Origin of the sequence: cf. Phormidesmis sp. LEGE 11477, from assembly GCF_015207105.1 — a bacterium.
Taxonomy (GTDB): Bacteria; Cyanobacteriota; Cyanobacteriia; order Phormidesmidales; family Phormidesmidaceae; genus Phormidesmis.
The window spans coordinates 52,745-76,473 of the sequence record NZ_JADEXO010000014.1 but is presented as its reverse complement, the minus strand read 5'-3'; the positions used below and the strand labels follow the sequence as shown (position 1 = coordinate 76,473).

Genomic DNA, 23,729 nt, shown 5'->3' with positions numbered 1-23,729 from the left:
GGAGATGAGCGAGGAGGAGCGGGTGCTGATGAAAATGCTCTGTTTGTTGGCGTAGCGCAAAGCGGATTCAAAGCGAATCTAACCCGTCGAGATTTTTTGATTCGGAATTTAGTTGGGGTTAATCCGAATAATGGCGCGATCGCAGTGGCAGACAAAATCCGTCCGGGTATGCGGGTGCAGTTTCACATGAGAGATGCTCAAACCTCTGAGGAGGATCTAGAAAAAATGCTGCGCCGCTACAGGGTAGAACGTTTGGAAGATCAGCTTGCTAGCTCAAGGACAGGCTGTTCTCCTGTAGGGGCCTTGCTGTTTTCTTGCACAGGACGAGGCGAAGGGCTCTATGATGAGCCGAATTTCGATTCTGATTTGTTTGAAAAGTATTTGGGGCCGCTGCCAGTGGGTGGTTTTTTCTGCAACGGCGAGATTGGTCCGGTCGGTGGCTCGACCTTCCTGCACGGATTTACGTCCGTATTTGGAATTTGCTGCAAACCTAGCTGACTATACGGCTGATTCGACTGGCTATTGGCGTACAAATCCGTCGAGTTCTGGCCGATATCGGGCGAGGAACTGACCGCTTGAATTGTGCAGCACTACTGGAACTTGAGCCTGTTTGCTCAACAGCGTAATCTGCTGTAGTAGCTGATTTCCTTGGTCTATAAGTTGTTCATTAGCGACGGCTGTAGCTCTTTGGTCGGGTGGGGTGATCGATTGATTGATTACCTCGTCGTAGCCTTCGACTAGATCGACTCGAACGCCGCCTTCTTTGACAGCGTAGGTGCAGACTTGTGTGCTGCTGATTCCGCACGCTAGGAAAAAGCTAGGTTCAACAGTTTGAAACCGAAAGGAGATCTCCTGGCTTTTTCCCGCTTCGTTCCACGACCGGGTGTAGCTGTCTACTAGACTATTGGCTTCTAAATAAGATGAGGTGTCTTTGTCGACGCTTTCTAAATTCACTAGAGCAGTGTTCCAGTTCTCTATCGCTAACGTCCAGAGTGATTCTGACTCGGCCTGTTTGGCTGCGGCTGCTTGTTGCTTGGCTTCAGACAGTCGCTCGCTAGCATTGCGTTCGGTTTCGGCGCGATCGCGAGCTTCTCGTAATTCTTGTTCGTAATCCGGCAGCATTTCCTGCGCTTCGACATAAGCCTCTGTGCCCTGCGGAATCTGTCGCAGGCTATCGACCGCAGTCTGCCAGCCTTCAGCCGCTGCTTCCCAGGCTTCTACCGATGCGGCAATCTCTGTCTGCTGCGTGGCTTGACTCGCCGACTGTTGGGCCTGGCGCAGACTCACTTCTGCTGCTGACTCAGTTTTAGCTCTCAACCGAATCGTCGATAGATTAGCACGATATTCTGCTAGCTTAAGCTGCGCTAGCTCATACACTGGACTGTCGTTTGGAACTGTCGATAGCGCCTCGATAGCCGCCTGCCATTTGCTGGCAATCTCTTGCCAAATAGAGGCTGGATGGGGTGGGTCTTGAGATTGGACAGCGGCGCTATAGGCCGTACTTTGGGCCTCGCTAACGAGATCTAGCGCATTGAGCTGCCGTTCGTATTCTGGAATAGCGGCTTGGGCCTCATCGTGATAGCTAGACCACACAGGAATCGGCCTTAGCCGCCGAATAGAGCGCCTCAGGTTTTGTTGGGCCGCTTCGATGTTATTGGCAGAATCATCTACACGCAGCTGAGCAAGGGCTTCATCGCTTTCGATCCTGGCTGTTTCTAGGCGATCGCATTGGCCAATAGTGCAAGGTCTGGTCAATACAAAGCCCAATACGCCAGCCGCTAAGACCCCAAAAAGACCCACAAACGCCCAAGGACTGGGCCTCGACTGTTGAGCCCACTGTTCACGCTGCCACTGCACTTCTTCTTCTTCTACAGCCGCAATCTCTTCATCGGTCTGTGGCGTCGACTGGGTGCGATCGCCCTCTGAATAATCGCCCTCTGAATAATCGCCCTCTGAATAATCGCCCTCTAAATAATAGTCTTCCGCATCGCCATCGTCCCCAGCTTCGTACTCTTCATAATCTTCGTACTCTTCCGCCTCGTAGCTTTCTTCTGTGTACGCTTCAGTGGTGTAGTCATGATCTAGATAGTCTTCGTCTAAGTCTCCACCGTCTGCATAGACATCTGGCAATGCTTCTGATTCGTCGTATTCAAAGGGAATTGGTTCGTCTTCATCGTATTCATCAACAGCCGCTAATTCATCTTCGTCAGTGTCTTTCCTCTGGTCTGTCTCACTAGAGTCTGTCTCACCAAAGTCTTCACTAGCTGTTTCTTCTGTAGCTGCCTCTTTTGAAATTCCTTCTTCGGAAGTTTCTTCTGTAGCTATTTCTTCTATGGGCGTTTCTTCTATGGGCGTTTCTTTGAACGCTATTTCCTCTGATCCAAGTTCTTCTGGAACCAAATCCTCTAGTACAAACTCTCTAGCTTCTGATGGTTCAAAGCGAGAGTCTCCAAACACTAGGCTCTCGAAGCTTGGCGATTCAATAGTTGGATCGATAGGTTCAACTGTTTCGGATGCTGTTCCGGTGATTGGCAAATTCTCGAATGATGAGCTGTTAGGCTCCAACTCTTCAGATTCTGATTCTTCAGACTCTAGTGCTTCAGACTCTGGTTTCTCAGATTCTATAGTTTCGATTGTTAAACTTGTGAACTCTAAGTCAGGCTCCAAGTCAGACTTTGGCGCTTCAGGTACGGAGGCGTCAGGTTCTGATGCTTGTAATTCGTCAAGCACTAAACTCTCAGAGCTTACTGTCTCTATCTCCGATTCTTCGACTGTTAGTTTTGCTATCGGCTTATCGAAAACCAAATTTTCTTCGACATTATCTTCAATACGCTCTTCTGTGAATTCTACCTCTGTATTCTTTTCTATCGTCGAAGGCTGTAGAGAACCTTTTTCACTATCTTCGGCATCCTCCCCAGTATCTTCCTTAGTGTCTTCTGTTGATTCTTCTACAACAATCTCATCTACAGCTAGCTCGTCTACGGCAGACTCATCTGTAACAAACTTGCCTGCAGACTCATCATCTACTAAAAAGTCTTTCACAGAGAAATCTGCTTCGAGTAGTGCTTCATCGACCAGCTCTTCATCTACGACCAGCTCTTCATCTACGACCAGCTCTTCATCTACGAATAGCTCTTCATCTAAGGCGATATCTTCTGAATCAGAATCTTCTGATGCCTCTGAAGGTATCAAATCGAACAAATCTGCTGCTGCTTCTGAATCTGAATCTTCTTGATTTAGCTCGAAGAAATCCAGTCCCCTTTCGGATTCGAGGTAGCTACTAACTGGCAAATCGACCGTCGGGAGATCTAGCTCCGAAGAGGAAACTGTGGGTGCTTCACCTGGTGTCAAAAACTCCATCAGGTCATCGTCATCCTGTCGGTCATCTAGCTGCTCATCTGGCGCAATCCCTTCGGAGAGATCGGCATATAGATCGGTATCGCTATCGATGCTGGAGGCTAAAGGCGCTGCTGTATCAGTCTCTAGGTCGTTGGGGGTTAGGTCTAATGCTTGTGTGCGATCACCAGACGAAGCAAATGGATTGGATTGGAAGGCTGATTGATCAGGGGTCGATCGGGCAAACAGATCGGCAAAGCCATCCGCTATTTTCCATGTAAACGATCGCATCGTGAACGGCTTGGATGCGTTTAGATACTTTAGGTAGAGCTGGACAGCAATCTCATCGGCAGTTTCTGATAGATCGGCAATCTCGCTAGGGAGCCCAGCAATGTCGAACTGCTGACGCAAATGCGCTTCTAGCCAGTCTAGTGTCTGAACGGCTAGCGCTTTGCTATCTTCCGCTTCGGCTGGATACTCGACGAGTACCATCACCTTATCGCGCCCTAGCGTGCAGCGGGCCGTGGTTTTAGCTGGGATATTACGGCGCTTAATAAGTGCCTGGCTGAGTTCTGCTGATAGGGTCTCGAAAGTAGGTGCAGACATAAACGGACGCATTCACGGGATGACGCTGAGGATGCTAGAGATAATGAAGTTGGTGAGATAGTAGCAGCTAAAGTTGATGTATTAGACCGTAGTTCTATCAAAAGTTCCATCAAACTTAGATCGTAGTTCTCTCAAAACCAGCGGAAGTGAGTTGATATCTAGGCCAGCTATAGGCGTTTTTCTATGGATATATTGATCGTGGAAGATGAGGCTGATATTGCCGAGCTCATTCGGCTTTATCTATCTCAAGAAGGGTTTCGCTGCCACATTTGCCGGGATGGTAACACTGCGCTCGACCGTTTTAGAGCGATTCAGCCGGATCTTATTATTTTAGATCTAATGATTCCGGGACTGGACGGGTTAGAAGTCTGTGCTAGGGTTCGCCAGCAAAACGAAATTAACGATCCTTACATCATGATGTTGACTGCTCGCGGGGAGGAGATGGATCGAATCATTGGCCTATCGACAGGCGCAGATGACTACATGGTGAAACCTTTTAGCCCTAGAGAGCTAGTGGCAAGGGTTCGCGCTGTGCTGCGGCGTAGTCTGCGGGGGGGGCAGCAGCCGACTGCCGCCTATCAAACAGCTCATTTTACGGTAGATATTGATCAGCGAATGGCCAGTCAGCGGGTAGTTAAATCAGCCTCTAGCTCAGGTGGTTTAGACGTTAGAGAGTCTGCCCAGGACGATACCGAGCGACAGAGTGCCCAAAGCCAACCAGAAGTAACGCAGATGCCCTTAGAGCTAACTCCACTGGAGTTTGATCTATTAGCTACGTTTATGAGCTATCCGGGCCGAGTGTGGAACCGTAGTCAGCTAATTGAAAAGCTATGGGGAGAAGATTTTTTTGGCGATGAGCGGGTGGTGGATACGCATGTAGCCAGACTGCGAAAAAAAATTGAGCCCGATCCGTCTGCGCCGACGTATGTGAAGACGGTGGTAGGCGTAGGCTATCGGTTTGAAGACGGATAGTAGGGCTGCGAATTGAAGCGGAATAGTAGCGCCGCGAAAAGGCTGAAGCGTTTGTGGAGCTATCCTACAGGGGCCGTGCCTGCGACGGTGCAATAGAAGACAGTCCAATAGAAAACGGTGCAATAGAAAGTGAGGAATAATTTGGGTCAAAAAAAGGTCGGGTTACGTAATCGGCTATTGGTTTCGCAGTTGATTGTGCTGGCGGTGACGATTACGTCGCTAGCAGTCGTCAGTCGGCTGTATACGCCGCGCTACTTTGTTGTGACGCTAGAGCGGATGGAGCTGCGGGGGGTAAGAATCCAGCAGCAGGTGAAGGGCCAACTGCTCAGGGGGTTTGAAGGCGCGTGGGTACGGGGTCTGTTTTGGGCGTTCTTGCTCGGTGGAGCCAGTGCGGGCGGGGTGAGCTGGTGGCTATCTTGGCGAATTACACGGCCTCTATTGCGGATGGAGACGATCACGCGGCAGTTTGCGGCGGGGAATTTTTCTTCTCGGGTGCCGCCGCTAGAAATTCCTGAATTTGATCGGTTGGGCCATAGCTTTAATCGGATGGCCAATGATCTAGAAGACGTGGAGCAGCGGCGGCGGGAGCTAGTCGGCGATCTAACGCACGAGCTGCGGACGCCGCTGACGATTGTCAAAGGATATCTAGAAGGGCTAGCAGACGGCGCGATCGCACCTACGCCAGAAACTTATGATCGCCTCGCCAAAGAGACAGAGCGGCTACAGCGTCTAGTCAACGACTTGCAAGAGCTCTCAAGGCTAGAATCCGGCTATCTACCGATCGACCCGCAGGCAGTGATGATCGCACCGCTAGTGACTCAGGTATGCGATCGCTTTGCCGACCAGTTAATACACTCTGATAGGCTTCAGCTCACGACCAATTTCTCTGAGAATCTGCCAACCGTCTGGGGCGATCCAGCGCGGATTGAGCAGATATTAGTAAATCTACTGAGCAACGCTCTGCGCCATACTGACGTTGGAGAAGTGCGCGTACGAGTTTATACGCAATCGGTTGAAGGCACTGATTTCGTTTGGATAGACGTCACTGATACAGGTGAAGGCATTGAAGAAGCCGATATTCCGCATGTGTTTGAGCGCTTTTGGCGAGCTGATAGATCGCGTGATCGCATATCAGGAGGATCGGGAATTGGCCTGGCCATCTGCCGCCGCCTAGTCGAGCTTCAAGGTGGTACGATTACCGCCGCTAGTAGGATAGGCGGCGGCAGCACCTTTAGCTTTTCGTTACCAGTTACCGCCGGTTTATGAAGATTCGAGCAGTTTCGAGCAGATGCGGTAGGCTACTCCGTGATTGCACGGCCATTATTGATTCAGGCGGGTAGCTTTATAGGTATCCCTACTGAGATACGCAAGTGCTGCCTTACTAGAAGCCCCTAGAAAAGCTGTTGACAAGCTACAGGAAAGCTATGAATGAAGCTACGAATCAAGTTGACCAAACCCAAGACCTGAAGAATTGCCTGACCAGCGAGCCCTTGGGGCACCTCGCAGCATATCAGTCTTGCGATCTAGAAACCTATATAGATGCCGAAGCGATTCATGTAGGCACGCAAGGAAAGTCGCGCGCTAGCCGTCAGGCCCAGGCAATTCGTAACTGGCAGCAACGCCGTCGTCGATTTGAAACGTTTTCTCCTCGCTAACTCTCTTCTTTTTCGTCTTTAGTAGTTGCTGTCCTGTTCGAATATCGCCGATTACCTTCGAGTTTTATAACCTCAAGTTTTACAGCTGACGGAACAAGATGGGACTCGACTCGTGGTCTTGAGGGGCATCGGCGCTTTCTACTGTGACAGCAATGGCTTCGACTTGAGTTTGTTCACGAAACACGCTCGGTAGCACAATCTCCTCGATTTGATTACCGGCCTCATCTACTTTAAAAACAGCAGTCAAGATAGCGTTCTTAGCATCTTTAGTGGCTGGCGTATCTTCTGGTATGACTGTCCATAATGCATAGACTTGGTCTTCGGATAGTACGGGCAATCCTTTGACGTCTAAGACAGCGGTCAGGCGATCGCGATTGACTGAAATTTCAACAGAGCTGGTTTGTTCACTTCCTGTAGCATTTTCTGTTGCATCTAGAGAATACCTTACCAGCTCAGCATCATTCTCTGTTTGTTCAAGGGCAGCTTTTTCAGCCTGAAGTGCTTCGACGGCCTGCCGCAGACTGTAGTTTTGTGAACCTAGATAGAGACTGAGCGCTGCAAGTACACCGCTGACTAAAAGTAGAATCTTTCTTTGAAACTTGACTGCTGCTTTAGAGGAATCAATAGAGCTAGTAGACTCTGTATTTGCAGGTTCTAGACCTGTAGACGCTGAGCCGGTGGCCACCAGCAGATTGTCTCTTGAGCGCTGGGAAACTGATGAGCGCGTGGATTGCTTTGCCGCTGCTAGAACCGATGCCTTTAAAGCAGGCGGTGGAGCCACTTCTTGACCATAGACTGTATCGAGAGAGCTTTGTAGCTGGGCGAGTTCTTGTTGAACTGTTGGATCATTTGCTAATAGTTGCTCAAACGCTTGACTTTCGTCGGCATTGAGATCGCCTAGAATGTATCCGGCTAGCAAAAGCTGCTGTTCAGAAGGAGATGAGATATTCATTCGTCTATCCTTCCCTCCAGATTCTCTCCTCTCACGCCTTTGGCTTGAGTAGTTAGGATGTCTCGAAGTTTGAGCAAACCACGCCGAGTTCTAGCTTTGATTGTCCCCAAAGGTGCATTTAACCGTGAGGCAATGTCAGACTGACTAAGCCCATCGTAGTAGGCTAGCTGCAAAGCCTGTCTTTGGGCGACAGACAGTTGAGAAAGCGCTGTTCTAACGGTTTCGGATTGTTCGTTTTCTAAAACATTTTGAGTAGCAGGATCGAGACTAGTATTAGGAGAAGCTGCGTAGCTACTCTCTAGCTTTTGCTGAGAACGACGAGCAGACTGACGCGATCGCAAGCGATCTAGCGATCGCGATCGCGTTAATACGGCTAAAAAAGTCCGCAAGGATCCGCGCGTAGGATCATATCTTTTACTTTCCACTATCTTGATGAAAATATCTTGAGTTAAGTCTTCCGCTTCTTGGGTATTTCCCAGCATGTTTAAACTGATGCCATAAACTAAGCTGGCGTGGCGGTCATATAACTGCCCCAAAGCAGCGCTATCACCAGCACACAAAGCTTCCCACAGCGCCGTATCAGTCTGAGAATTGTATTCATACTGATTGGAAGGCGCAGAATCCATGTACAAGCAGGAGAAAACAGAATGTCTCAAGTGAGAACATCCTATATTACTCTTGCTAAGTTGAAAAGCCGTATAAAAAGAACTCGTCTATAGTTCTGATAGACTTATAGACAATAGATATGAGATAAAAATGAGCTGCTAAACGTCTATAAAAACACCCACAGACAGTAGATAAACAGAGTACGTGTACATCATAAGTACGTATGGAAGAGTAGTTATGGATGCATAGCTATTTAATTTTCTAGAACAAGTTAAAAGATGTCTGTCAATAGTAGAAACATAGCCAAAAATTGCATTCTGCTTGGGAGATAAAATGAAAATATAAACGCCAGCGTATGGAGGTGCCCACACACTGGCGTTTATCACAGTCAATAGCTAACGAAGATTATAGAAGAATCATAAGAGTTATTGATTACTCCATATCCTACGCAGTTTCCAAATAACTTTATGCTCTTGATTCTATTCCATTGTACTGATAGTCGCCTGCAGCCTATCTGCTAGCTAACTGAAGCCTGCTGAGTCTCGACAAAGACGAGTTCGCCAGGAAGTTGAATTCTCATCAGGTTTAGTGCTTGCTGGCTACCGACGGTTGCTAGTAGTCTATTCCCATTGAAAATGCCCCAACGGCCAGAAGAAAGCTGAGTTGCTTTAAAGATCATTGTTTTTTCCCATCACGTGTATTTATGTTTCACATAGTGTAATAGTGTTAAGCATTTGTGCCTATACCTCTAGACAGGGTGTCATCGCCTCTTAAGACATATATCCTTTTATAAACATTTAATTTACAAAACTTAATAAGACGTAACCGTCGGACTGCAAACAAGAAGTCGAGGAACAGGGGAGGGAGATACGGATTTTGTCTAAGTAGCTTTTGGTGAGGCTGATTGAGTCAACCACCGTTCGACAGTGCTGTGAAACTCAAGTGCAAGTTCGTCGTAGAAGAAGTGACCAGCATCTTCGATTTCGATTAGGCTGAGCTGATCGCTGAGCGTATTGACATAGCGGCCCCAGTCAATGGGAATGACGCGATCACATTTTCCCCATAGCAACAGCGTTGGCATTTGCACCTGGGCTATAAGTTCTTTGGTTAACGGGCTAAAGTCATCTGATGTGCGAGAGCTGACCAAGTAGCAGAACATACGGGCTGCACCTCGCTCTCTAGTGGGCCTAATAAAACCCTCCACGAGGTTTGTATCTACTTTTTGAGGATTTTGGGCGATCGCGCGTAAGGCTGAGCGAATCAACCAGGGCTGACGAACTAAACGAAACAGCGGCCTGATCAGCAGCGGTGATGCGAACCAGCCTTCTACAACTGCCCCAATCCGAGAGGCCGGGCCGCCTAGCTCTTGTCTGGCAGCAGGTAGAGTTAGCATGATCAGCCTGTCAACCTGCTCTGGATAGGTGGTCGCAGTCTGTAAGGCAACTAGCGCTCCTAGCGAATGACCAGTCAAGATCATCGGTCGACCTAAAAAGGTCCGCCAAAAATCAGCGACTTGCTGTGTCCATAGCGTTGTGCTGACTGGGTGAGCGATTTTTTCGGAGCGGCCAAAGCCAACGAGATCTAGCGCGTACACAGGGCGATCGCGTGCCAGCTCAACCAAATTTTCTCGCCACTGTTCTAGACTAGCGCCCACGCCGTGCAGCAGCAAAAAAGGAGCTGCTTCTGTAGGATCTAGCTGTGAGTCGTCTGTCTGTAAGTCGTCTGTCTGCAATTTGTCTGGCTGAAAACTTGGACCCACGACGTGGGTATAGCGAATTCGCCAGCCGCGCCAGTACCAAATGCGCTGTTCACCAAGGCTACCAGCATAATTTGACCGATTTGAACTCATAATCTAACTTTACTCGCTACCCGCGATCGCTCATGCTATAAACCGACATGCACTTAGGAAAAACTCATGGACCCCGTTAAGCTGATGAAGCAAGAAGTCGGTCGCGCTGCGGCTGCCAAGGTCAAGTCCGGCACAATCGTCGGATTAGGAACTGGCTCGACTACGGCCTATGCTATCCAGTTTATTGGCGATCGCATTGCTTCTGGTGAGTTGACCGATATTAAAGGAATTCCGACCTCTTTTCAGGCGTCTGTACTAGCTAAGCAGCACGGCATTCCTTTAACGACCTTGGACGAAGTCGATCATATTGATATCGCTATTGACGGTGCAGACGAAGTCGATCCGCAAATGAACCTGATCAAAGGCGGGGGCGCGGCACATACTAGAGAGAAGGTTGTCGATGGCTTAGCCGAGCGGTTTGTTGTTGTTGTAGATAGCTCTAAGCTCAGTGACAAAATTGGAACCATTTTTGCACTACCAGTAGAAGTATTACCGATGGCCGTTGCGCCCGTCACTAGAGCATTAGAAAAACTAGGTGGCAAAGTAGAGATGCGGATGGGTATTCAAAAAGATGGTCCGGTGATCACAGACCAAGGCAACATGGTAGTAGATGTCAAATTCGATGGCATTGATGACCCAGCAAAGATGGAATCAACCATCAACAATATTCCAGGCGTATTAGAAAACGGATTGTTTGTTGGATTAGTTAATGAAGTGTTGATCGGCGAAGTCAAAGATGGCGAAGCAACGGTTCGGAGTATGTAGGTTGGCGCGTCGATCTAATCGCATTCCCCATCACCGTAGATCCAATCGTTATGGGTCTAATCACTATAGGCGCTGGTTAGGACGGATCGTTGTTGTTTGCGCTCTGTTGATAGTTGTTCATGGCACGCTCTCTCCCTATGAGTTTGATCTCTCTAGTGTCGGTGTGGAGATGGCCTGGGCGCGGTTAGCAGGTTTGTTGCAAAAGCCGTCGTTAGACCGGGCGTTTTGGGTTGATGCGTTTCAGAATGTTCTCTTTTTTATGCCATTTGGATTTGGTTTAGCATGCCTGTGGGCAGAGCGCGACTACGCATGGCGTCGGCCTCACCAAGGCTCTGGCCAGAAGCCCATCGGCGAAGCTAGGCAAGGACGTAGTCAGCTTGCAGTTTCTATGCGGATATTGACGTTTAGCGGTTGTCTCTCATTCGGGGTAGAGCTGCTGCAGCTATTCGCCCCTTCGCGCAACACTTCTGTATTCGATCTGCTGTGCAATACGGCTGGTGGCCTGTTGGGCGGATGGCTAATCGTTTATGCTCAGCAGTGGCGAAAGGGACTGTCTCTGCCGTTAGTAAGAGCGGCGATCGCCCTGTGTTTGCTAGCGTTTCTGTTGATTTTTCCGCAGCGCAGCACATCGCTACAGTCGTGGCAGGATTCTTATTACCTGACGGTCGGTAATGAGGTCTCTGGAGGCCGCCCTTGGCGAGGAGAAATAAGCGGCTTCTCGCTATTCGATCGAGCGGCTTCTGAACTAGAGATTGAAGCGTTTCTAGAGGAAGAAACAGCAATAGCGGACGCGGTTGTTCGCTATCAGTTTGATCAGGAGATTGTGCGATCGCCTCGCTCTACGCCGCCGCTCGTGCGGAAAGGTTCCTCTGCCCCTGCTAGCAATCAGCGTGAGAGTGCCTTGGTAAGCCCTAAAAGCTGGCTCAAAAGTGAAACCGCTCCTAGTCGGGTAACTACAGCGTTGAAGCAAAACGATGCATTCACTCTCACTACTCAAGTCAGCTCCGTCAAAGCTGAGCAGTTTGGCCCTGCTAGAATTATCTCTCTTTCGTTGAACAACCACGATCGAAACTTTACCCTAGGTCAAAATGGCTCGGCTCTGGTCTTTCAGCTAGCCACGATTTGGACAGGACGCAATGGCATTTGGCCAGAGTTCGTCATTCCCGGCGTGTTTGAATCAAACGACATTCAAGTTCCTCACAGTCTGGCTATAACCTATCAGAATCCTCTTCTTACAGCTTATATTGACGATCTATCAAATGTTCATCAGCTCAATCTTTCTCCTAGACGAACCTGGCTATGGACAGGGTTAAACATCTTTCGTGCTACTGAGACGAAGTACTGGAGAGTCCAAGCAAATTCGTCTACGCTATCTCTGCTGTCTAGCGTCATCTACTGGGCGATCTGTTCCTTTTTGCTAGCAACTCTAATTCACGCATTCAGCTCACTTTGGCATTCGATAGAAAGGAGATCTTTTTAATCTGCTAGAAGTAGTCATTGTTGGATGTATCCACACTACTAGCTATACCACCGCTAAACAGCGACTAGTTCCGCTGTCTTGTATCGCAGATGCTGCTGCTTGAGACGCTGCATGGCTTCAAAGCTTCCCGTAATGCTGCACCTAAGCAAACCGAAGTAGTTTCTTAGTTTTACGCTATCCGCTCCTTGAAAAGCCTGGTCGCGAGTGTGAATATACAGTTCTATCTTAGATACACTTGGAACTTCTAAGCACAGTGAAAGATGATGGCCGAGATACTAAAAGGGAATGATTTTGCTGCTGATTTGCCAGAGCAGCTTTTGAAAGGCGCTCTGACACAGGGCGCTCAGGCAGTAGAAGTCTATCAGTCTAGCTCGTTCGATCGGCCAGCTATCTTTGAAGGCAATCGGCTGAAGCAGGTTGAGACAACGCAGGCCGAAGGGGTGTCTCTACGGCTGTGGAAAGACGGCAAACCTGGTGTGGCGGTGGGCTATGGGCCAGTAGAGCCCGCCGTGCTGATCGAAAAGGCGCTGGCAGTAAGCCAACTGAATCAACCGGAAACACCAAGATTAGCGAGCGGTGAGCAAAAGGACTTTGGCCAGATTGGACAGTCAGTGCCAATTGAGCAGCTAATCGATCAGGGCTGGGCCGCGATCGCCCATATCAAGGAACACTTTCCAGAAGCGGTTTGCGAGGCAGAGCTATCTTGCAATGTAGAAACCACTCGCTTGCTTAATTCTGAGGGGCTAGACTATCGCCATCAAGATACGACGCTAGGTGGCTATCTCAACGCTGAGCTGATCGGCCAGGACGACTTTTTGAGCGTCGGCGATGGCGTGATCGGACGTGATCGCATAGACGTGATGGCAACCGCCAGCAGCATTATCGAAAGAATGGACTGGGCTCAGCGGACGGTGGCCCCGATCAGTGGTCAGGTACCGATAATTTTTACCGCTAGAGCGGCGGGGCTGCTTTGGAGTACGCTGCGATCGGCGCTGAATGGAAAAAACGTGAAAGAAGGCACGTCGCCGTGGGGAGATAAATGGGGCGATCACGTCATCTCGCCAGCCATTACGCTACGCCAAGATCCTCATGTAGGTCCCTATAGCTGTCCTTTTGACGATGAGGGTGTGCTAACTCAGTCAATTGATTTTGTGGAAAAAGGCGTAGTCAAAAGCTGGTATACAGACTTGACAACCGGTTCGACAGCCAGATTAAGTGCAGAGATGCCAGGTATCAGCGGATCTAGCGGTAACGGCATTCGACCTGGTCTAGGCGGATATCCGACGCCAGGGCTAATTAACCTACTGGTGACCGCTGGCAAGCTACCATGGGAGGCGCTGATCGCTCAGCAGACAGAGGCAATCATCGTCGATCAGATGATGGGAGAAGGCGGTGATATCACCGGTAATCTCTCAGTGAATTTGGAGCTGGGCTACCGGGTAAGGGCTGGTGAGATCGTTGGCCGAGTGAAAGACACCATGGTTTCTGGCAATGCCTACTCGGCGCTGAAGAATCTGATTGCTCTAGGTAGCGACAGGCAGTGGAATGGCTCTACCTACACGCCCGCTGTGGTCGTAGAGGGTCTTTTCGTGACGGGCTGAGAAAACGCCACCATCTAAGCTTCTCATAGAGAGGATAACGGCCATTTTTGGTATATTTCAATACGGTTTTCTATGATGAGAGGGTACATTAGTTAGGCTACTTTGGAAGCCTTTATCCTATGAAGAAACCCTCTATAAAACCCTCGAAAGCAACTCTCTGGGACACTGCTCAGCTGGTGCATCTTTCAAAGAGCCTTGAGCAATCTTACGGGACAGAAGAAATAAATAGGTCTTCTAAAAAAGGAAACGACAAAATGAATGACGTTGGCTGGCACTATCAGCAACTGTTAGATCTCTCCGCAGCGATGGCCGATCCTTTCATCTAGAGAAGTTTAGGCGGTATTAACTGCTTACTGCCACGTCCTTCAGCATCTCTAGCAAGGCATAAACAGGGGGAGGCTGCAAGGTTTCTGTCGCGATCGCCACCCCAATCACTCTCATCAAGGGCTCAGGCAAAGAAAACACCTGAACCGTAGCAGGAATAGGCTCAGCCGCTAGCCTTGGTAAAATAGTGCCACCGATGCCCTGCTCTACAAGGCTAACGATAGCCGCATCGGTTTCGACTTCGTTGACGACATTCAGCCAGTAGCCTAGCGCATTGATGTGTTCGTACACCGGACGCATCGCCGGATAGTCGACTGGCGACATAATCAAAGGCTGTTTCGAGAGTTCGCTCCAGGTAAGACTGTTGCTTTCAAGCTTAGCGTCAGGTGGTAAAAGAACAACAAACTCATCCTGTAGCAGCTCCCAGGCAGTGAGCCCTTTCCCAGCTGGCATTAGCACAATCCCAATATCTGCTCGGCCCTCTTTTAGGGCTTGTTCAACTGCTTTGTTACTGTCGTGTTCAGTCAAGCTCAGCGTGATACCTGGCCGCTTTTGATGGAGCGCTTTAATTGCCCTAGGCAAAATGTGAGTAGAGACGCTGCGAAAGCTAGCAATACGCACCTGTCCCTTTTCTAATCCTTTAGCAGCCGTCGCCTCTTGTAGAATTGCATCTGTGCTGCTGGTGATTGTTTTGGCATGTTTGAGGATGCGATCGCCTACTGCTGTCAGGGTTGCGCCATGTCTGCCTCGATTGAATAGAACAATGCCGAGGTAGTCTTCTAGAGAGGCGATCGCGTGGCTCACCGCCGACTGCGAGATGCCTAAACTCAGCGCTGCCTCACTAAAATTTTCATACTCCGCCACCGCTACTAAGATCTGTAGCTGAGAAAGCTTAATTCTATTTTGAGCGTTACTTTTCATGCCGACAGTATAGCGAGCCTATAGAAACTAAGATGTACAGTTCTATATAGTTCGCTCATTCGTATTGGCTTAGTTTGACCTTGCATGCTGGCTCAATAAATGACTACTGACTCAGCAAATAATTCAGGCAAATGGCTCGCTTGCAATAGCTGTCATAGAGACGAAAAGTACAGTGCCTATAGCTTTTCGCACTTTGCTTACTACACCCCGAAAGGCTACAGCCCTTGTCATACAATGCAAAGTGCATAGCAATTGCACGTGGGCTTTACCTTCTCGAAGAGTATGCATCCGCGCATTGCTATATATCAAATAACAACTAGCTTCGCCTAGATGGCCTGATGATATATCCGCTAAAAGAGCGAGGTCGAAGAGAGGAGAAAAGAGCGCTCACCCGGTTGCTCTTGGATCAGCTTGCAGTTAGGAACATCTCCCAGAGCACGGGTCTTAGCACAGCCGAAGTAGAACAGCTCAGGACGCGAATAGCTCAGCGCGCTGTCAAAGAACCTGAATACGAACTCATAGGTTCAGTATCTATCATCTGTTGGTATCGCCCTAAGGCCATCAGCGGAAAGTAGTGGCAATACAGGCGATAGCGTAGATAGAAATGCTGAGGAAAGCCAGTGCCAGTGAAAGCTTCCTCTTGCCAGGTACCGTCTATCTGAGTGTTTACCAGGTACTGTATGCCTTTGTCTACGGCAGCCTTGGCAACTGGATTCAGGCAAAAGCCGACATCTAGTAAACCTAGAAGCGCCCAGGCCGTTTGAGAAGCCGTGCTAATGCCTTTTCCTTTGAGACTTTTATCCTTGTAGCTCTCGCAAGTCTCACCCCAGCCGCCGTCTGCATTTTGAACGCTAACGAACCAGGCGATACCCCGCTCTATCTGAATACGACAGCGTTCAGGGGCAATCAGTGCTAGCGCTGAAAGTGCTTGCCCGGTGCCATAGATATAGTTGACGCCCCATCGACCAAACCAGCTACCGTCTGATTCTTGCTCTTTGATCAGATAGCTGAGCCCTCTAGAGAGTCGGTAAGCAGTGAGATCGGCGGCATAGCTGTTGGACAGCTCCAGGTCATTGGCGAATCGACCGTGCATCTCTAACACTCGGCCCGTGATGTCGGCAGTGCTCGGGTCAATCATGGCTCTCAAATCGCCATAGGGAATGTCGTTGAGCCAATCTTGGTCGTTGTTGATATCAAAGGCTGCCCAGCCACCGGTTGTACACTGCATGGTAGCGATCCAGCGCACGGCGCGGGCGATCGCATGTCTTTTCAACAGCTCATCAGGCAGTGTAATATCTTGCAAGGCCATCGCCACCACTGCTGTATCGTCCACATCAGGGTAGAAGCTGTTTTCAAACTCAAACGCCCATCCTCCCGGCTGACCCTGAGGATTTTTGACTGACCAATCGCCGTAGCTTAAGATCTGTTTATCTAGTAGCCACTGACCCGCCTTTACTAAAGCTGGGTGATCTGATGGAAGTCCAGAGTCGGTGAGCGATCGCACTGCCAGTCCCGTATCCCATACTGGCGAGATACAAGGCTGTGCCCAGCATTCTGTTTCTGACTCCACCATGAAATTATCAATGGCACTAAATCCACGGCGCACGACCGGATCGCTAAGGTCATAGCCCAGTGCCCGCAACGCCAGCATAGAATTTAGCATCGCTGGAATAATGCCGCCCCAATCTCCAGAAGGCTCTTGTCGTTCTAAAATCCACTTTTCCGCTTTGCGAATACTCTCTTCTCTAAAAGGAACAAGATTAGCCGATTCAGCTAGTTTAAAGGCTTTATCTAGCCACAGAAAGGCATCACTCCAGTCCCCTTTTTCTTCTAATCCCCAGCGTACATTCTCAACGCCTTCAGCAAAGAGTTCGTTGAGATTAACGCTAGGTTGAACAGAATAAACAGGTTTTTTATCAAAGACAATGAGTAACGGGACTGTACTGCCTCTAGCCCAGCTAGATAGCTCATAGATACTGAACGGGAATGGTTGCTCTAACTGCATCACCCATGCGGGTAAAGAAGGCAGTCCTTGCCAGCGATAGCAGCCGATCAGCGCTAAATGAAATTTAGTAAAGATGCGAGTTTTGCTAATGCCGCCCCGGTGCAAGATAAATTGCTTTGCCTTGACCAAGTCTGGGTCGCTAGCCGGAACGCCCAACAATCTCAAGCCCATGTACGCTTCTACAGAAGTACTTAAGTTGCCACCGTCGTTCCAGTAAAGCTCCCAACCACCGTGCATCCTCTGCTGAGAACGGAGGTAATTTTCTAGTTTGGCCAAAGGCTGACGCTCTAGCGTCCCCCAAATCTTGTGCAACAAAACAACTTCAGCGGTGATACTGGCATTTGATTCAAGATCGGCCCACCAATAGCCCGTTGGCGTTTGAATAGAAAGTAGATGTTGTTGGGCTGCTTCAATTGTTTTGTGAATACTCGAAGAGAGTGTCTTCGTTTGCAAAGGAGATGGAATTGACATGTAGTTTTGGGGCTAGATCGTCATTGTCAGGGGGCGTTATTGAGATAGCATAATGCAAATTCTTCAATGGATAAAATGGAAACTGCTTTATTATGGCTGAGCGCTGTCGCCGCGATCATTTGGATAGGGCTACTGCTGTTGTGGGGCCAGTTCTGGCGAGCAGACCAGCAGCTAGGCGATAAAAAGTCGCAAATGGCCGAATTGCAGGGCACGTGGCCTGCAGTCGCAGTAGTGATCCCGGCTAGAAATGAGGCGGATTTGATTGAAAGAGTAGTGCGATCGCACCTCAGCCAGTCCTATCCGGGAAAACTTTCTATCTTGTTGATCGATGACAAAAGTACGGACAAAACTGCTCAGATCGCCACGCAAACTGCCGCGTCACTTAATAAAACAGAAATTCTCACTGTTCTCTTAGGAACAGCTCTGCCAACAGGTTGGACAGGCAAACTATGGGCGCTAGAACAAGGTTTTCGAGACTTGCAGCGGCAGGCAAGCCCCCCAGAATATGTACTATTCACCGATGCAGACATTGAACATCCTTCTGAAAATCTACAACAACTAGTCGCAAAGGCAGAAACAAAAAAGCTAGATCTTGTTTCTTTGATGGTGCAATTGCGGACTCAGAGCTTTTGGGAACAACTGTTGATTCCTGCCTTTATCTTCTTTTTTCAACTGCTTTATCCCTTTCCTTGGGTCAACAATCCTAATAAGAAAACGGCGGCGGCGGCGGGCGGCTGTGTGCTGCTACGGTTTGAAGCGCTTTCACGGATTAATGGACTTCAAACTATCAGAAAGGCTCTCATTGATGACTGCGCGCTAGGAGCCGCCGTGAAAGCAGGCGGTCCGATTTGGCTGGGCCTCAGCAATGAGGTGAAAAGTCTGCGCCCCTATCCTAGCTTTCGCAGTCTATGGCAAATGGTAGCCCGGAGCGCCTACACGCAGCTCAACTACTCTCCTTTGCTGTTAGCAGGAACAGTGATCGGTATGGCGTTGGTATACTGGACACCGCCGCTGGGATTTTTGATCGGTATGGTGATAGGAGAGTGGGCGATCGCGCTCCTTGGCTTACTCGGCTGGCTGATGATGGCACTCGCCTACTGGCCCACACTCCGCCTGTATAAAAGTCCGTATTGGATGGCTTTTGCCCTGCCGATCATTGCGCTACTCTACACGCTGATGACCATTGACTCGGCGCGGCAATACTGGATAGGCGGCGGCAGCGAGTGGAAAGGGCGAATATATAGCGATCGCAGCGCTAGCTAAGGGATACTGTCTTCCACAGAGAACTGAACATGAACTGGCTCGAAACGACTGCTCAACTTTCACAGATTGCTGGCGTGGTGTCTGTTATCTTTGCAGCTCTCTCCATTCGCTCTAATACCAGACTTAGCAAAAGACAATGGAACGTTGATACATACAATCTCTATTCTGAGCGCCATCAGAAGGCTGTAGAAAATTTTCCGAACAACGCCTTCTACAACCGTTTCGATGACAGTCAGTTGCCACCACGTAGTCCCGAACTAACTGCAGCCGTCCGTCGATACCTATTCGTCATTCAATCTGTAGACTATCTGGCCTATCAGAAATATCTTGATGCTTCGATTTGGAACGTCTGGCGCAAGGATATGCAAAGAACCCTCCGCTGTCAGCTGATCTATCGAGAATGGCCAGATCTAAAGCAAGATTTTATCGAATTTGAATCGTTTACCCAATTCGTTGAACAATCGTTCCAAAATGCAGAAAAGGGAGACAGCAATACTGACTCCCCTTAGCTATCGTTAACTGGAATCGCCTAAAGTGACCTCCTTTGGGAAGGAGCACAAAGGTAGATTTCGGTATTGCTAGCCTCATCTCCAGCCTATATCTGGCTTACTTAACGGTAACTTTAGCGCCTGCATCTTCCAAAGTTTTCTTGGCTTCTTCCGCAGCGTCTTTAGCAACCGCTTCCTTAACGGTTACTGGCGCAGATTCGACCATCCCTTTCGCTTCCTTTAGACCCAATCCAGTCATCGAGCGCACCGCCTTCAGAATAGCGATCTTCTTATCGCCAGGGACTTCGTCCAAGACCACATCGAATTCAGTCTTTTCTTCAGCTTCTTCAGCCGCCGCCGCGCCACCGCCACCGCCAGCTACTGCCACAGGTGCAGCCGCACTCACGCCAAACGCTTCTTCAATCTGAGAAACCAGCTCAGAGGCTTCTAGCAAAGATAGGGTTTTCAGCTTTTCCAAAATTTCGTCAGTTGCAGTAGACATGAATGTCTCTCCTTTAATGGTTGTTGGTTAGTTGATTGTCAGATAGCTGTTTTGTTCTTGTGGAAAGCTATTCCTTCTCGGCATAAGCTTTGATCCCACGGCCAATCGAAGCCGGAACTTCTTTGATGCCCAAGGCCAGCTTCGTTGCCACCGCGTTGATGCCAACCGCAATTTTTGCGTAAAGCTCGTCCTTGGTTGGCAGATCAGCCAATGCTTCAGCATCTTTTTGACTCAGCAGTTTGCCTTCTAAGACACCGCCACGCAGCTCAGTTTTTTTGGTATCTTTCTGAAACTTTTTGTAGGCTTTAACCGCAGAGCCAATGTCTTCTTTGGTTAGCAAGACAGCAGATGTGCCTGTTAGCAAAGATTCTAGCTCTTGCCACTGATCTTGGTCGGCGATCGCCCGCTTGAGCAATGTGTTCTTAGAGATTTTGCACACCGCACCAGACTCGCGCAGACGATTACGCAGATCGCTGATCTGGGCAACCGATAGCCCTTTGTAGTCGATCACAAAAGCCGATTCAGACTCGTCTAAAATATCCTTTAGATCGGCAACGAGTGCCTGTTTGTTCGCTAGCGTTCTTCCCATTCTATTTCACCTCCTCTTTGTTTAGATTTTTCGCGTGTCCCTCACCAACAACAAACCCCAATCTAGAAACCAGATCGGGGCATACGTATCGAGGCAATATTGCACAAAGGCTCAGCTATCAATCGCAAACCTCGGTAGGAAATTAAGCCTTAGACTCTGGGGTCATTGCTGAAATCGCTAACAGTCATAAAACTGATAGTTGAAGTAGCTATGACGTGTATCGTCTTTGGCACCTACTGTCTCTGGTCGCTATATTCGATTGTTAGAGAGTGTGAGCTATACGCGCTTCGGAACCTGCAAAAGGCTCCAATACTAAATTACTTTTTCATCTGCGTTGCTACAGCGCTTTCATACATCGATTGACTTAGTATCAAGCAACTCAGCATCGAGCGGTCTACAAGAAGCACGCCCGCTTAGCTTTCACTAGAAAGCATCTCATCTAGCTTTAGATCGCGCAGGGCCGAAATATCTACTGAGATAGACGGTCCCATCGTCGATGAGACAGATACCGACCGCCAGAAGCGTCCTTTAGCACCAGCAGGTCGGTTGCGATCAATCGTCTCCTGTAGCGCCTTTAGATTTTCTAGCAGATCCTCAGCTGAAAAATCAGCCTTACCAAATTTAACATGAACGATGCCGGTTTTGTCAGCACGAAATTCAAGCTTACCTGCTTTAAATTCTTCGATTGCACTGGCTAGCTCAAAAGTGACGGTTCCCCCTTTGGGTGAAGGCATGAGTCCACGCGGACCTAGTACCCGGCCCAGCTTCGCCACTTTAGGCATCATGTCTGGCGTAGCCACTAGCACATCAAAATCCATCATGCCTTTGCTGATGTCTTCAATCAGCTCTTCGGAGCCTGCGATCGCAGCACCCGCCTCGTTGGCTTCATTCACCTTTTCGCCTCGGGCGACGACGGCTACGCGCACATCTTGTCCAGTGCCTTTGGGCAAGGCAACGGTTGTGCGTAGCTGCTGATCGGTGTACTTAGGATCAATGCCCAATCGAATATGAGCTTCTGCAGTTTCAGTGAATTTTGCAGTCGCCGTTTCCTTGAGTAGACTAACGGCTTCTAAAGGTTGATAGTCGAGCTCGGCATCTACCTTTTCGTATAGCGCCTGCATGCGCTTTGATATCTTTGCCATGATTTTTCTGATGGGGTCAGTAGCGAGACGACCGTCTCTGCCCCGATAGTGTTTACTTAGTGCTCTGTCTAGTTTTCTGTCTAGTGCTTAGAGCGATCTTCTTGTCTAAAGGGTTTCCTTGAAGATCTTGAAAGTTTGAAACTGCGAATCTCCAATTATGAGTTTCGAAGATCAGGCTAGAGCCCAATTTAACCTGCGACCTCAACGCCCATATTACGCGCGGTGCCTTCAATGATGTTCATCGCCATTTCAATGTCGTTAGCATTGAGGTCAGGCATTTTCGTCTCAGCAATTTCTTGTAACTGAGCGCGGGTGATCGATCCAACTTTCTCAGTTCTAGGATTGCCTGAACCCTTTTCGATTTTGGCCGCTTTCTTGATCAAAACGGACGCCGGAGGGGTCTTGAGAATAAAGGTAAAACTTCTATCTTCAAAAACAGAAATTTCAACCGGAACAATCAACCCTGCCTTGTCAGCCGTTCTGGAATTGTAGTCCTTACAGAACGCCATGATGTTTACCCCGTGCTGACCCAAAGCGGGACCAATCGGTGGGGCAGGGTTCGCCTTGCCAGCGGGAATCGCTAGCTTAATGAGCGCAACTACCTTTTTTGCCATTGATTAACTCTTACTTACTTAAACAAACGGGTCTACTCTTACAAGCAGACCTGAAGCGGCCTACGACTTTATCTATCCCACAGCTCGGAATAGATAGGAATCCTCAGCCTAGTGGCCAAAGATAACCTCAGCCACGATTGAAGCCCAGCCCGTTGGCTGAGCGGAGTCGAAGTCACGACTCTTTTTTCACTTGATTAAATTCAAGTTCTACGGGCGTATCGCGACCAAAGATAGAGAGCAAAGCCTTCAGCTTGCTGCGCTCTGGGCTCACTTCGATCACCTCGCCTTCAAAGTCTTTAAACGGACCCGAAAGCACAGTGATTTTATCACCTGCTGCCATATCGATCTTGACAACGGGCGCTTGCTCTTGGGTCTGCTTAAAGATTCTCTTGACTTCGCCAGCGCTTAAGGGCATAGGCTTGACATGGCCTCTACCTCGCCCCTGCGCCCGGCGCTGCTCTGCACCTACAAAGTTAATGACGTGAGGCGTGTTCTTGACGACCTGCCAGGCGTCATCATCTAGGGCCATCCGAATCAGGACATACCCTGGAAAAACTTTTTCATCGATGCTGTGACGACTGCCATCTTTTCGCATTTTGACGGCAGGCGTTTGAGGAATTTCTACCTCCAAAATTATATTAGATAAATCAAAGGTTTTTACCCGTTGCTCCAAGGTGAGCTTGACCTTTTTCTCGCATCCAGAGGCGACTTGCACTGCGTACCAGCGAGGTCTTTGGGTCCGTACGGTTACTTTTTCTTCTCCCTGTTCGGACTCTCTTTCCTCAAGGGCTTGAGACTCGTCGTAGTTAAGATCGTCGGCAGCCATAATCAAACTCGCTCAAGTTCGCTAAAAAATCTAATTCGTTAAAAATCTAAATAGGTCTGTGTAAAGACAATTATGTTAGCTGGATGAAAAACCTCTACCGCCGACGTTCAGTACAGCGTAAGAGATGGCCCTCAAAAAGCAGGCGCTTAAAAATCTGGTAGGCACTTAAAAAACCTGGCGCGAGGCCCAGCCAAACAGCTTATCTACAAAGTAGATTAGCGTTGCAGACAGACCAACCATCAGAATCACCGCTGCCGATTCGCTAATTAACTGCTGACGGGTTGGCCAGATTACTTTGGTAAGCTCCTCGCGAGTACCTTGAGCAAAGGCATTAGCGCTAAATCCCTCACTTGCCTCAAGCTCAGCGGGTTTCTTACTGGCTTTGCCTTTGTTCTCGGCCTGCTTGGTATCTTTTTTAGCCACTGGTTATGATTCCTTGCCTACCCACAACAGTAAGCACTCAACTTAAGCACTCTAATCAATTAAAGCGCGTAAAACACATAAAGTATGGGAAAACACGCCCTGAGGGACTCGAACCCCCGACATTCGGTTTTGGAGACCGACGTTCTACCAACTGAACTAAGGACGCATACGTCGGTTGGCTACGGGGCGCACCCAACCAATTAGACTCAACCGATGAACCCCGATAGTAAGCCCTACCAATAAGATGAGAAGTTGGGTTCAACCTACACAATAAGATTGGAGAGCCTGAATAGAAGAGCTTGAAATCGAGCCTTGGAAAATAGAGTTTTTAATCTAACT

23 protein-coding genes, 1 tRNA gene and 1 other annotated feature are annotated in these 23,729 nt (G+C 49.0%); of the genes, 10 read left to right on the top strand and 14 right to left on the bottom strand.

Features of this window, described 5'->3' with window-relative positions:
• Positions 1–498: FIST C-terminal domain-containing protein (locus IQ256_RS06985; protein ID WP_193854814.1), on the top strand; the 498-nt coding region annotated here is incomplete at its 5' end.
• A 21-nt stretch (positions 499–519) separates the two neighbouring features.
• Here IQ256_RS06985 and IQ256_RS06980 read toward each other — a convergent pair.
• Positions 520–3,942 (bottom strand): hypothetical protein, encoded by a 3,423-nt coding sequence (locus IQ256_RS06980; RefSeq protein WP_193854813.1) that lies wholly within the window; start codon positions 3,940–3,942, stop codon positions 520–522.
• 183 nt (positions 3,943–4,125) lie between these two features.
• On the opposite strand from IQ256_RS06980, the gene IQ256_RS06975 reads away from it, so the two are divergent.
• The 3 genes from IQ256_RS06975 (at position 4,126) to IQ256_RS06965 (ending at position 6,569) form a co-directional block, all read left to right on the top strand.
• Positions 4,126–4,914: a winged helix-turn-helix domain-containing protein gene (locus tag IQ256_RS06975; RefSeq protein WP_193854812.1), complete on the top strand. Its 789-nt coding sequence runs from the start codon at positions 4,126–4,128 to the stop codon at positions 4,912–4,914.
• Between the two features lie 141 nt (positions 4,915–5,055).
• Positions 5,056–6,180, top strand: a complete 1,125-nt coding sequence (locus IQ256_RS06970) for a cell wall metabolism sensor histidine kinase WalK (protein WP_228024643.1) — start codon at positions 5,056–5,058, stop codon at positions 6,178–6,180.
• Positions 6,181–6,338: 158 nt separating this feature from the next.
• Complete coding sequence (locus IQ256_RS06965; protein WP_193854810.1) at positions 6,339–6,569, top strand: hypothetical protein; 231 nt, start codon at positions 6,339–6,341, stop codon at positions 6,567–6,569.
• Positions 6,570–6,648: 79 nt separating this feature from the next.
• Here IQ256_RS06965 and IQ256_RS06960 read toward each other — a convergent pair whose 3' ends face one another.
• The 4 genes from IQ256_RS06960 to IQ256_RS06945 form a co-directional block, all read right to left on the bottom strand.
• The gene (locus IQ256_RS06960) at positions 6,649–7,521 is read right to left on the bottom strand and encodes an anti-sigma factor domain-containing protein (RefSeq protein ID WP_193854809.1); all 873 of its coding nucleotides are present in this window, start codon (positions 7,519–7,521) and stop codon (positions 6,649–6,651) included.
• A complete protein-coding gene (locus IQ256_RS06955; RefSeq protein ID WP_193854808.1) occupies positions 7,518–8,147 on the bottom strand; it encodes a sigma-70 family RNA polymerase sigma factor in 630 nt (209 codons plus the stop codon). The genes IQ256_RS06960 and IQ256_RS06955 overlap by 4 nt, the downstream gene beginning before the upstream one ends.
• 497 nt (positions 8,148–8,644) lie before the next feature.
• Positions 8,645–8,806 carry a hypothetical protein gene (locus IQ256_RS06950; RefSeq protein ID WP_193854807.1) on the bottom strand — a complete coding sequence of 54 codons (162 nt, stop codon included), beginning with the start codon at positions 8,804–8,806 and terminating at the stop codon, positions 8,645–8,647.
• 201 nt (positions 8,807–9,007) lie between these two features.
• Positions 9,008–9,976, bottom strand: coding sequence for an alpha/beta fold hydrolase (locus tag IQ256_RS06945; protein WP_193854806.1), 969 nt, complete (start codon positions 9,974–9,976; stop codon positions 9,008–9,010).
• Between the two features lie 66 nt (positions 9,977–10,042).
• On the opposite strand from IQ256_RS06945, the gene rpiA reads away from it, so the two are divergent.
• The 4 genes from rpiA (at position 10,043) to IQ256_RS06925 (ending at position 14,148) form a co-directional block, all read left to right on the top strand.
• Positions 10,043–10,741 carry a ribose-5-phosphate isomerase RpiA gene (gene rpiA, locus IQ256_RS06940; protein ID WP_193854805.1) on the top strand — a complete coding sequence of 233 codons (699 nt, stop codon included), beginning with the start codon at positions 10,043–10,045 and terminating at the stop codon, positions 10,739–10,741.
• Between the two features lies 1 nt (position 10,742).
• The gene (locus IQ256_RS06935; protein WP_193854804.1) at positions 10,743–12,221 is read left to right on the top strand and encodes a VanZ family protein; all 1,479 of its coding nucleotides are present in this window, start codon (positions 10,743–10,745) and stop codon (positions 12,219–12,221) included.
• Positions 12,222–12,484: 263 nt separating this feature from the next.
• Positions 12,485–13,822: a TldD/PmbA family protein gene (locus tag IQ256_RS06930; RefSeq protein ID WP_193854803.1), complete on the top strand. Its 1,338-nt coding sequence runs from the start codon at positions 12,485–12,487 to the stop codon at positions 13,820–13,822.
• Positions 13,823–13,941: 119 nt separating this feature from the next.
• Positions 13,942–14,148, top strand: a complete 207-nt coding sequence (locus IQ256_RS06925; RefSeq protein ID WP_193854802.1) for a hypothetical protein — start codon at positions 13,942–13,944, stop codon at positions 14,146–14,148.
• A 16-nt stretch (positions 14,149–14,164) separates the two neighbouring features.
• Here IQ256_RS06925 and IQ256_RS06920 read toward each other — a convergent pair whose 3' ends face one another.
• Both IQ256_RS06920 and shc read right to left on the bottom strand, forming a co-directional pair.
• Positions 14,165–15,067, bottom strand: coding sequence for a LysR family transcriptional regulator (locus tag IQ256_RS06920; protein ID WP_193854801.1), 903 nt, complete (start codon positions 15,065–15,067; stop codon positions 14,165–14,167).
• Positions 15,068–15,551: 484 nt separating this feature from the next.
• Positions 15,552–17,543, bottom strand: coding sequence for a squalene--hopene cyclase (shc, locus tag IQ256_RS06915; RefSeq protein ID WP_193854800.1), 1,992 nt, complete (start codon positions 17,541–17,543; stop codon positions 15,552–15,554).
• Positions 17,544–17,609: 66 nt separating this feature from the next.
• Here shc and IQ256_RS06910 point away from each other — a divergent pair, with 66 nt between their 5' ends.
• Positions 17,610–18,806: a glycosyltransferase gene (locus tag IQ256_RS06910; protein ID WP_228024642.1), complete on the top strand. Its 1,197-nt coding sequence runs from the start codon at positions 17,610–17,612 to the stop codon at positions 18,804–18,806.
• Positions 18,807–18,835: 29 nt separating this feature from the next.
• Positions 18,836–19,315, top strand: coding sequence for a hypothetical protein (locus tag IQ256_RS06905; protein ID WP_193854799.1), 480 nt, complete (start codon positions 18,836–18,838; stop codon positions 19,313–19,315).
• Between the two features lie 97 nt (positions 19,316–19,412).
• On the opposite strand, the gene rplL is transcribed toward IQ256_RS06905, so the two are convergent.
• From rplL to IQ256_RS06870, 7 genes are all read right to left on the bottom strand, one after another.
• Entirely contained in the window at positions 19,413–19,796 is a 384-nt protein-coding gene (gene rplL / locus IQ256_RS06900; protein ID WP_193854798.1) for a 50S ribosomal protein L7/L12, read from the bottom strand.
• 67 nt (positions 19,797–19,863) lie between these two features.
• Complete coding sequence (gene rplJ / locus IQ256_RS06895; protein WP_193854797.1) at positions 19,864–20,385, bottom strand: 50S ribosomal protein L10; 522 nt, start codon at positions 20,383–20,385, stop codon at positions 19,864–19,866.
• Between the two features lie 40 nt (positions 20,386–20,425).
• Positions 20,426–20,649 (bottom strand) — a sequence feature (ribosomal protein L10 leader region).
• A gap of 149 nt (positions 20,650–20,798) precedes the next feature.
• The gene (gene rplA, locus IQ256_RS06890; protein ID WP_370623363.1) at positions 20,799–21,518 is read right to left on the bottom strand and encodes a 50S ribosomal protein L1; all 720 of its coding nucleotides are present in this window, start codon (positions 21,516–21,518) and stop codon (positions 20,799–20,801) included.
• Between the two features lie 197 nt (positions 21,519–21,715).
• Entirely contained in the window at positions 21,716–22,141 is a 426-nt protein-coding gene (gene rplK / locus IQ256_RS06885; RefSeq protein WP_006456636.1) for a 50S ribosomal protein L11, read from the bottom strand.
• 172 nt (positions 22,142–22,313) lie between these two features.
• On the bottom strand, positions 22,314–22,967 hold the full coding sequence (gene nusG, locus IQ256_RS06880) for a transcription termination/antitermination protein NusG (protein WP_193854796.1): 654 nt from the start codon (positions 22,965–22,967) through the stop codon (positions 22,314–22,316).
• A gap of 165 nt (positions 22,968–23,132) precedes the next feature.
• Positions 23,133–23,390 (bottom strand): preprotein translocase subunit SecE, encoded by a 258-nt coding sequence (secE, locus tag IQ256_RS06875; protein ID WP_193854795.1) that lies wholly within the window; start codon positions 23,388–23,390, stop codon positions 23,133–23,135.
• Positions 23,391–23,483: 93 nt separating this feature from the next.
• Positions 23,484–23,556 (bottom strand) — tRNA-Trp (locus IQ256_RS06870).
• Positions 23,557–23,729: the final 173 nt, after the last annotated feature.

Coding starts and splice junctions, on each gene's coding strand:
- IQ256_RS06905 (WP_193854799.1), top strand. CDS start 18,836: ATGAACTGGCTCGAAACGACTGCTCAACTTTCACAGATTGCTGGCGTG.
- IQ256_RS06910 (WP_228024642.1), top strand. CDS start 17,610: ATGGATAAAATGGAAACTGCTTTATTATGGCTGAGCGCTGTCGCCGCG.
- IQ256_RS06950 (WP_193854807.1), bottom strand. CDS start 8,806: ATGATCTTTAAAGCAACTCAGCTTTCTTCTGGCCGTTGGGGCATTTTC.
- shc (WP_193854800.1), bottom strand. CDS start 17,543: ATGTCAATTCCATCTCCTTTGCAAACGAAGACACTCTCTTCGAGTATT.
- IQ256_RS06955 (WP_193854808.1), bottom strand. CDS start 8,147: ATGGATTCTGCGCCTTCCAATCAGTATGAATACAATTCTCAGACTGAT.
- IQ256_RS06920 (WP_193854801.1), bottom strand. CDS start 15,067: ATGAAAAGTAACGCTCAAAATAGAATTAAGCTTTCTCAGCTACAGATC.
- IQ256_RS06960 (WP_193854809.1), bottom strand. CDS start 7,521: ATGAATATCTCATCTCCTTCTGAACAGCAGCTTTTGCTAGCCGGATAC.
- IQ256_RS06945 (WP_193854806.1), bottom strand. CDS start 9,976: ATGAGTTCAAATCGGTCAAATTATGCTGGTAGCCTTGGTGAACAGCGC.
- IQ256_RS06980 (WP_193854813.1), bottom strand. CDS start 3,942: ATGTCTGCACCTACTTTCGAGACCCTATCAGCAGAACTCAGCCAGGCA.
- nusG (WP_193854796.1), bottom strand. CDS start 22,967: ATGGCTGCCGACGATCTTAACTACGACGAGTCTCAAGCCCTTGAGGAA.
- IQ256_RS06930 (WP_193854803.1), top strand. CDS start 12,485: ATGGCCGAGATACTAAAAGGGAATGATTTTGCTGCTGATTTGCCAGAG.
- rpiA (WP_193854805.1), top strand. CDS start 10,043: ATGGACCCCGTTAAGCTGATGAAGCAAGAAGTCGGTCGCGCTGCGGCT.
- rplJ (WP_193854797.1), bottom strand. CDS start 20,385: ATGGGAAGAACGCTAGCGAACAAACAGGCACTCGTTGCCGATCTAAAG.
- IQ256_RS06925 (WP_193854802.1), top strand. CDS start 13,942: ATGAAGAAACCCTCTATAAAACCCTCGAAAGCAACTCTCTGGGACACT.
- rplL (WP_193854798.1), bottom strand. CDS start 19,796: ATGTCTACTGCAACTGACGAAATTTTGGAAAAGCTGAAAACCCTATCT.
- IQ256_RS06965 (WP_193854810.1), top strand. CDS start 6,339: ATGAATGAAGCTACGAATCAAGTTGACCAAACCCAAGACCTGAAGAAT.
- IQ256_RS06975 (WP_193854812.1), top strand. CDS start 4,126: ATGGATATATTGATCGTGGAAGATGAGGCTGATATTGCCGAGCTCATT.
- rplK (WP_006456636.1), bottom strand. CDS start 22,141: ATGGCAAAAAAGGTAGTTGCGCTCATTAAGCTAGCGATTCCCGCTGGC.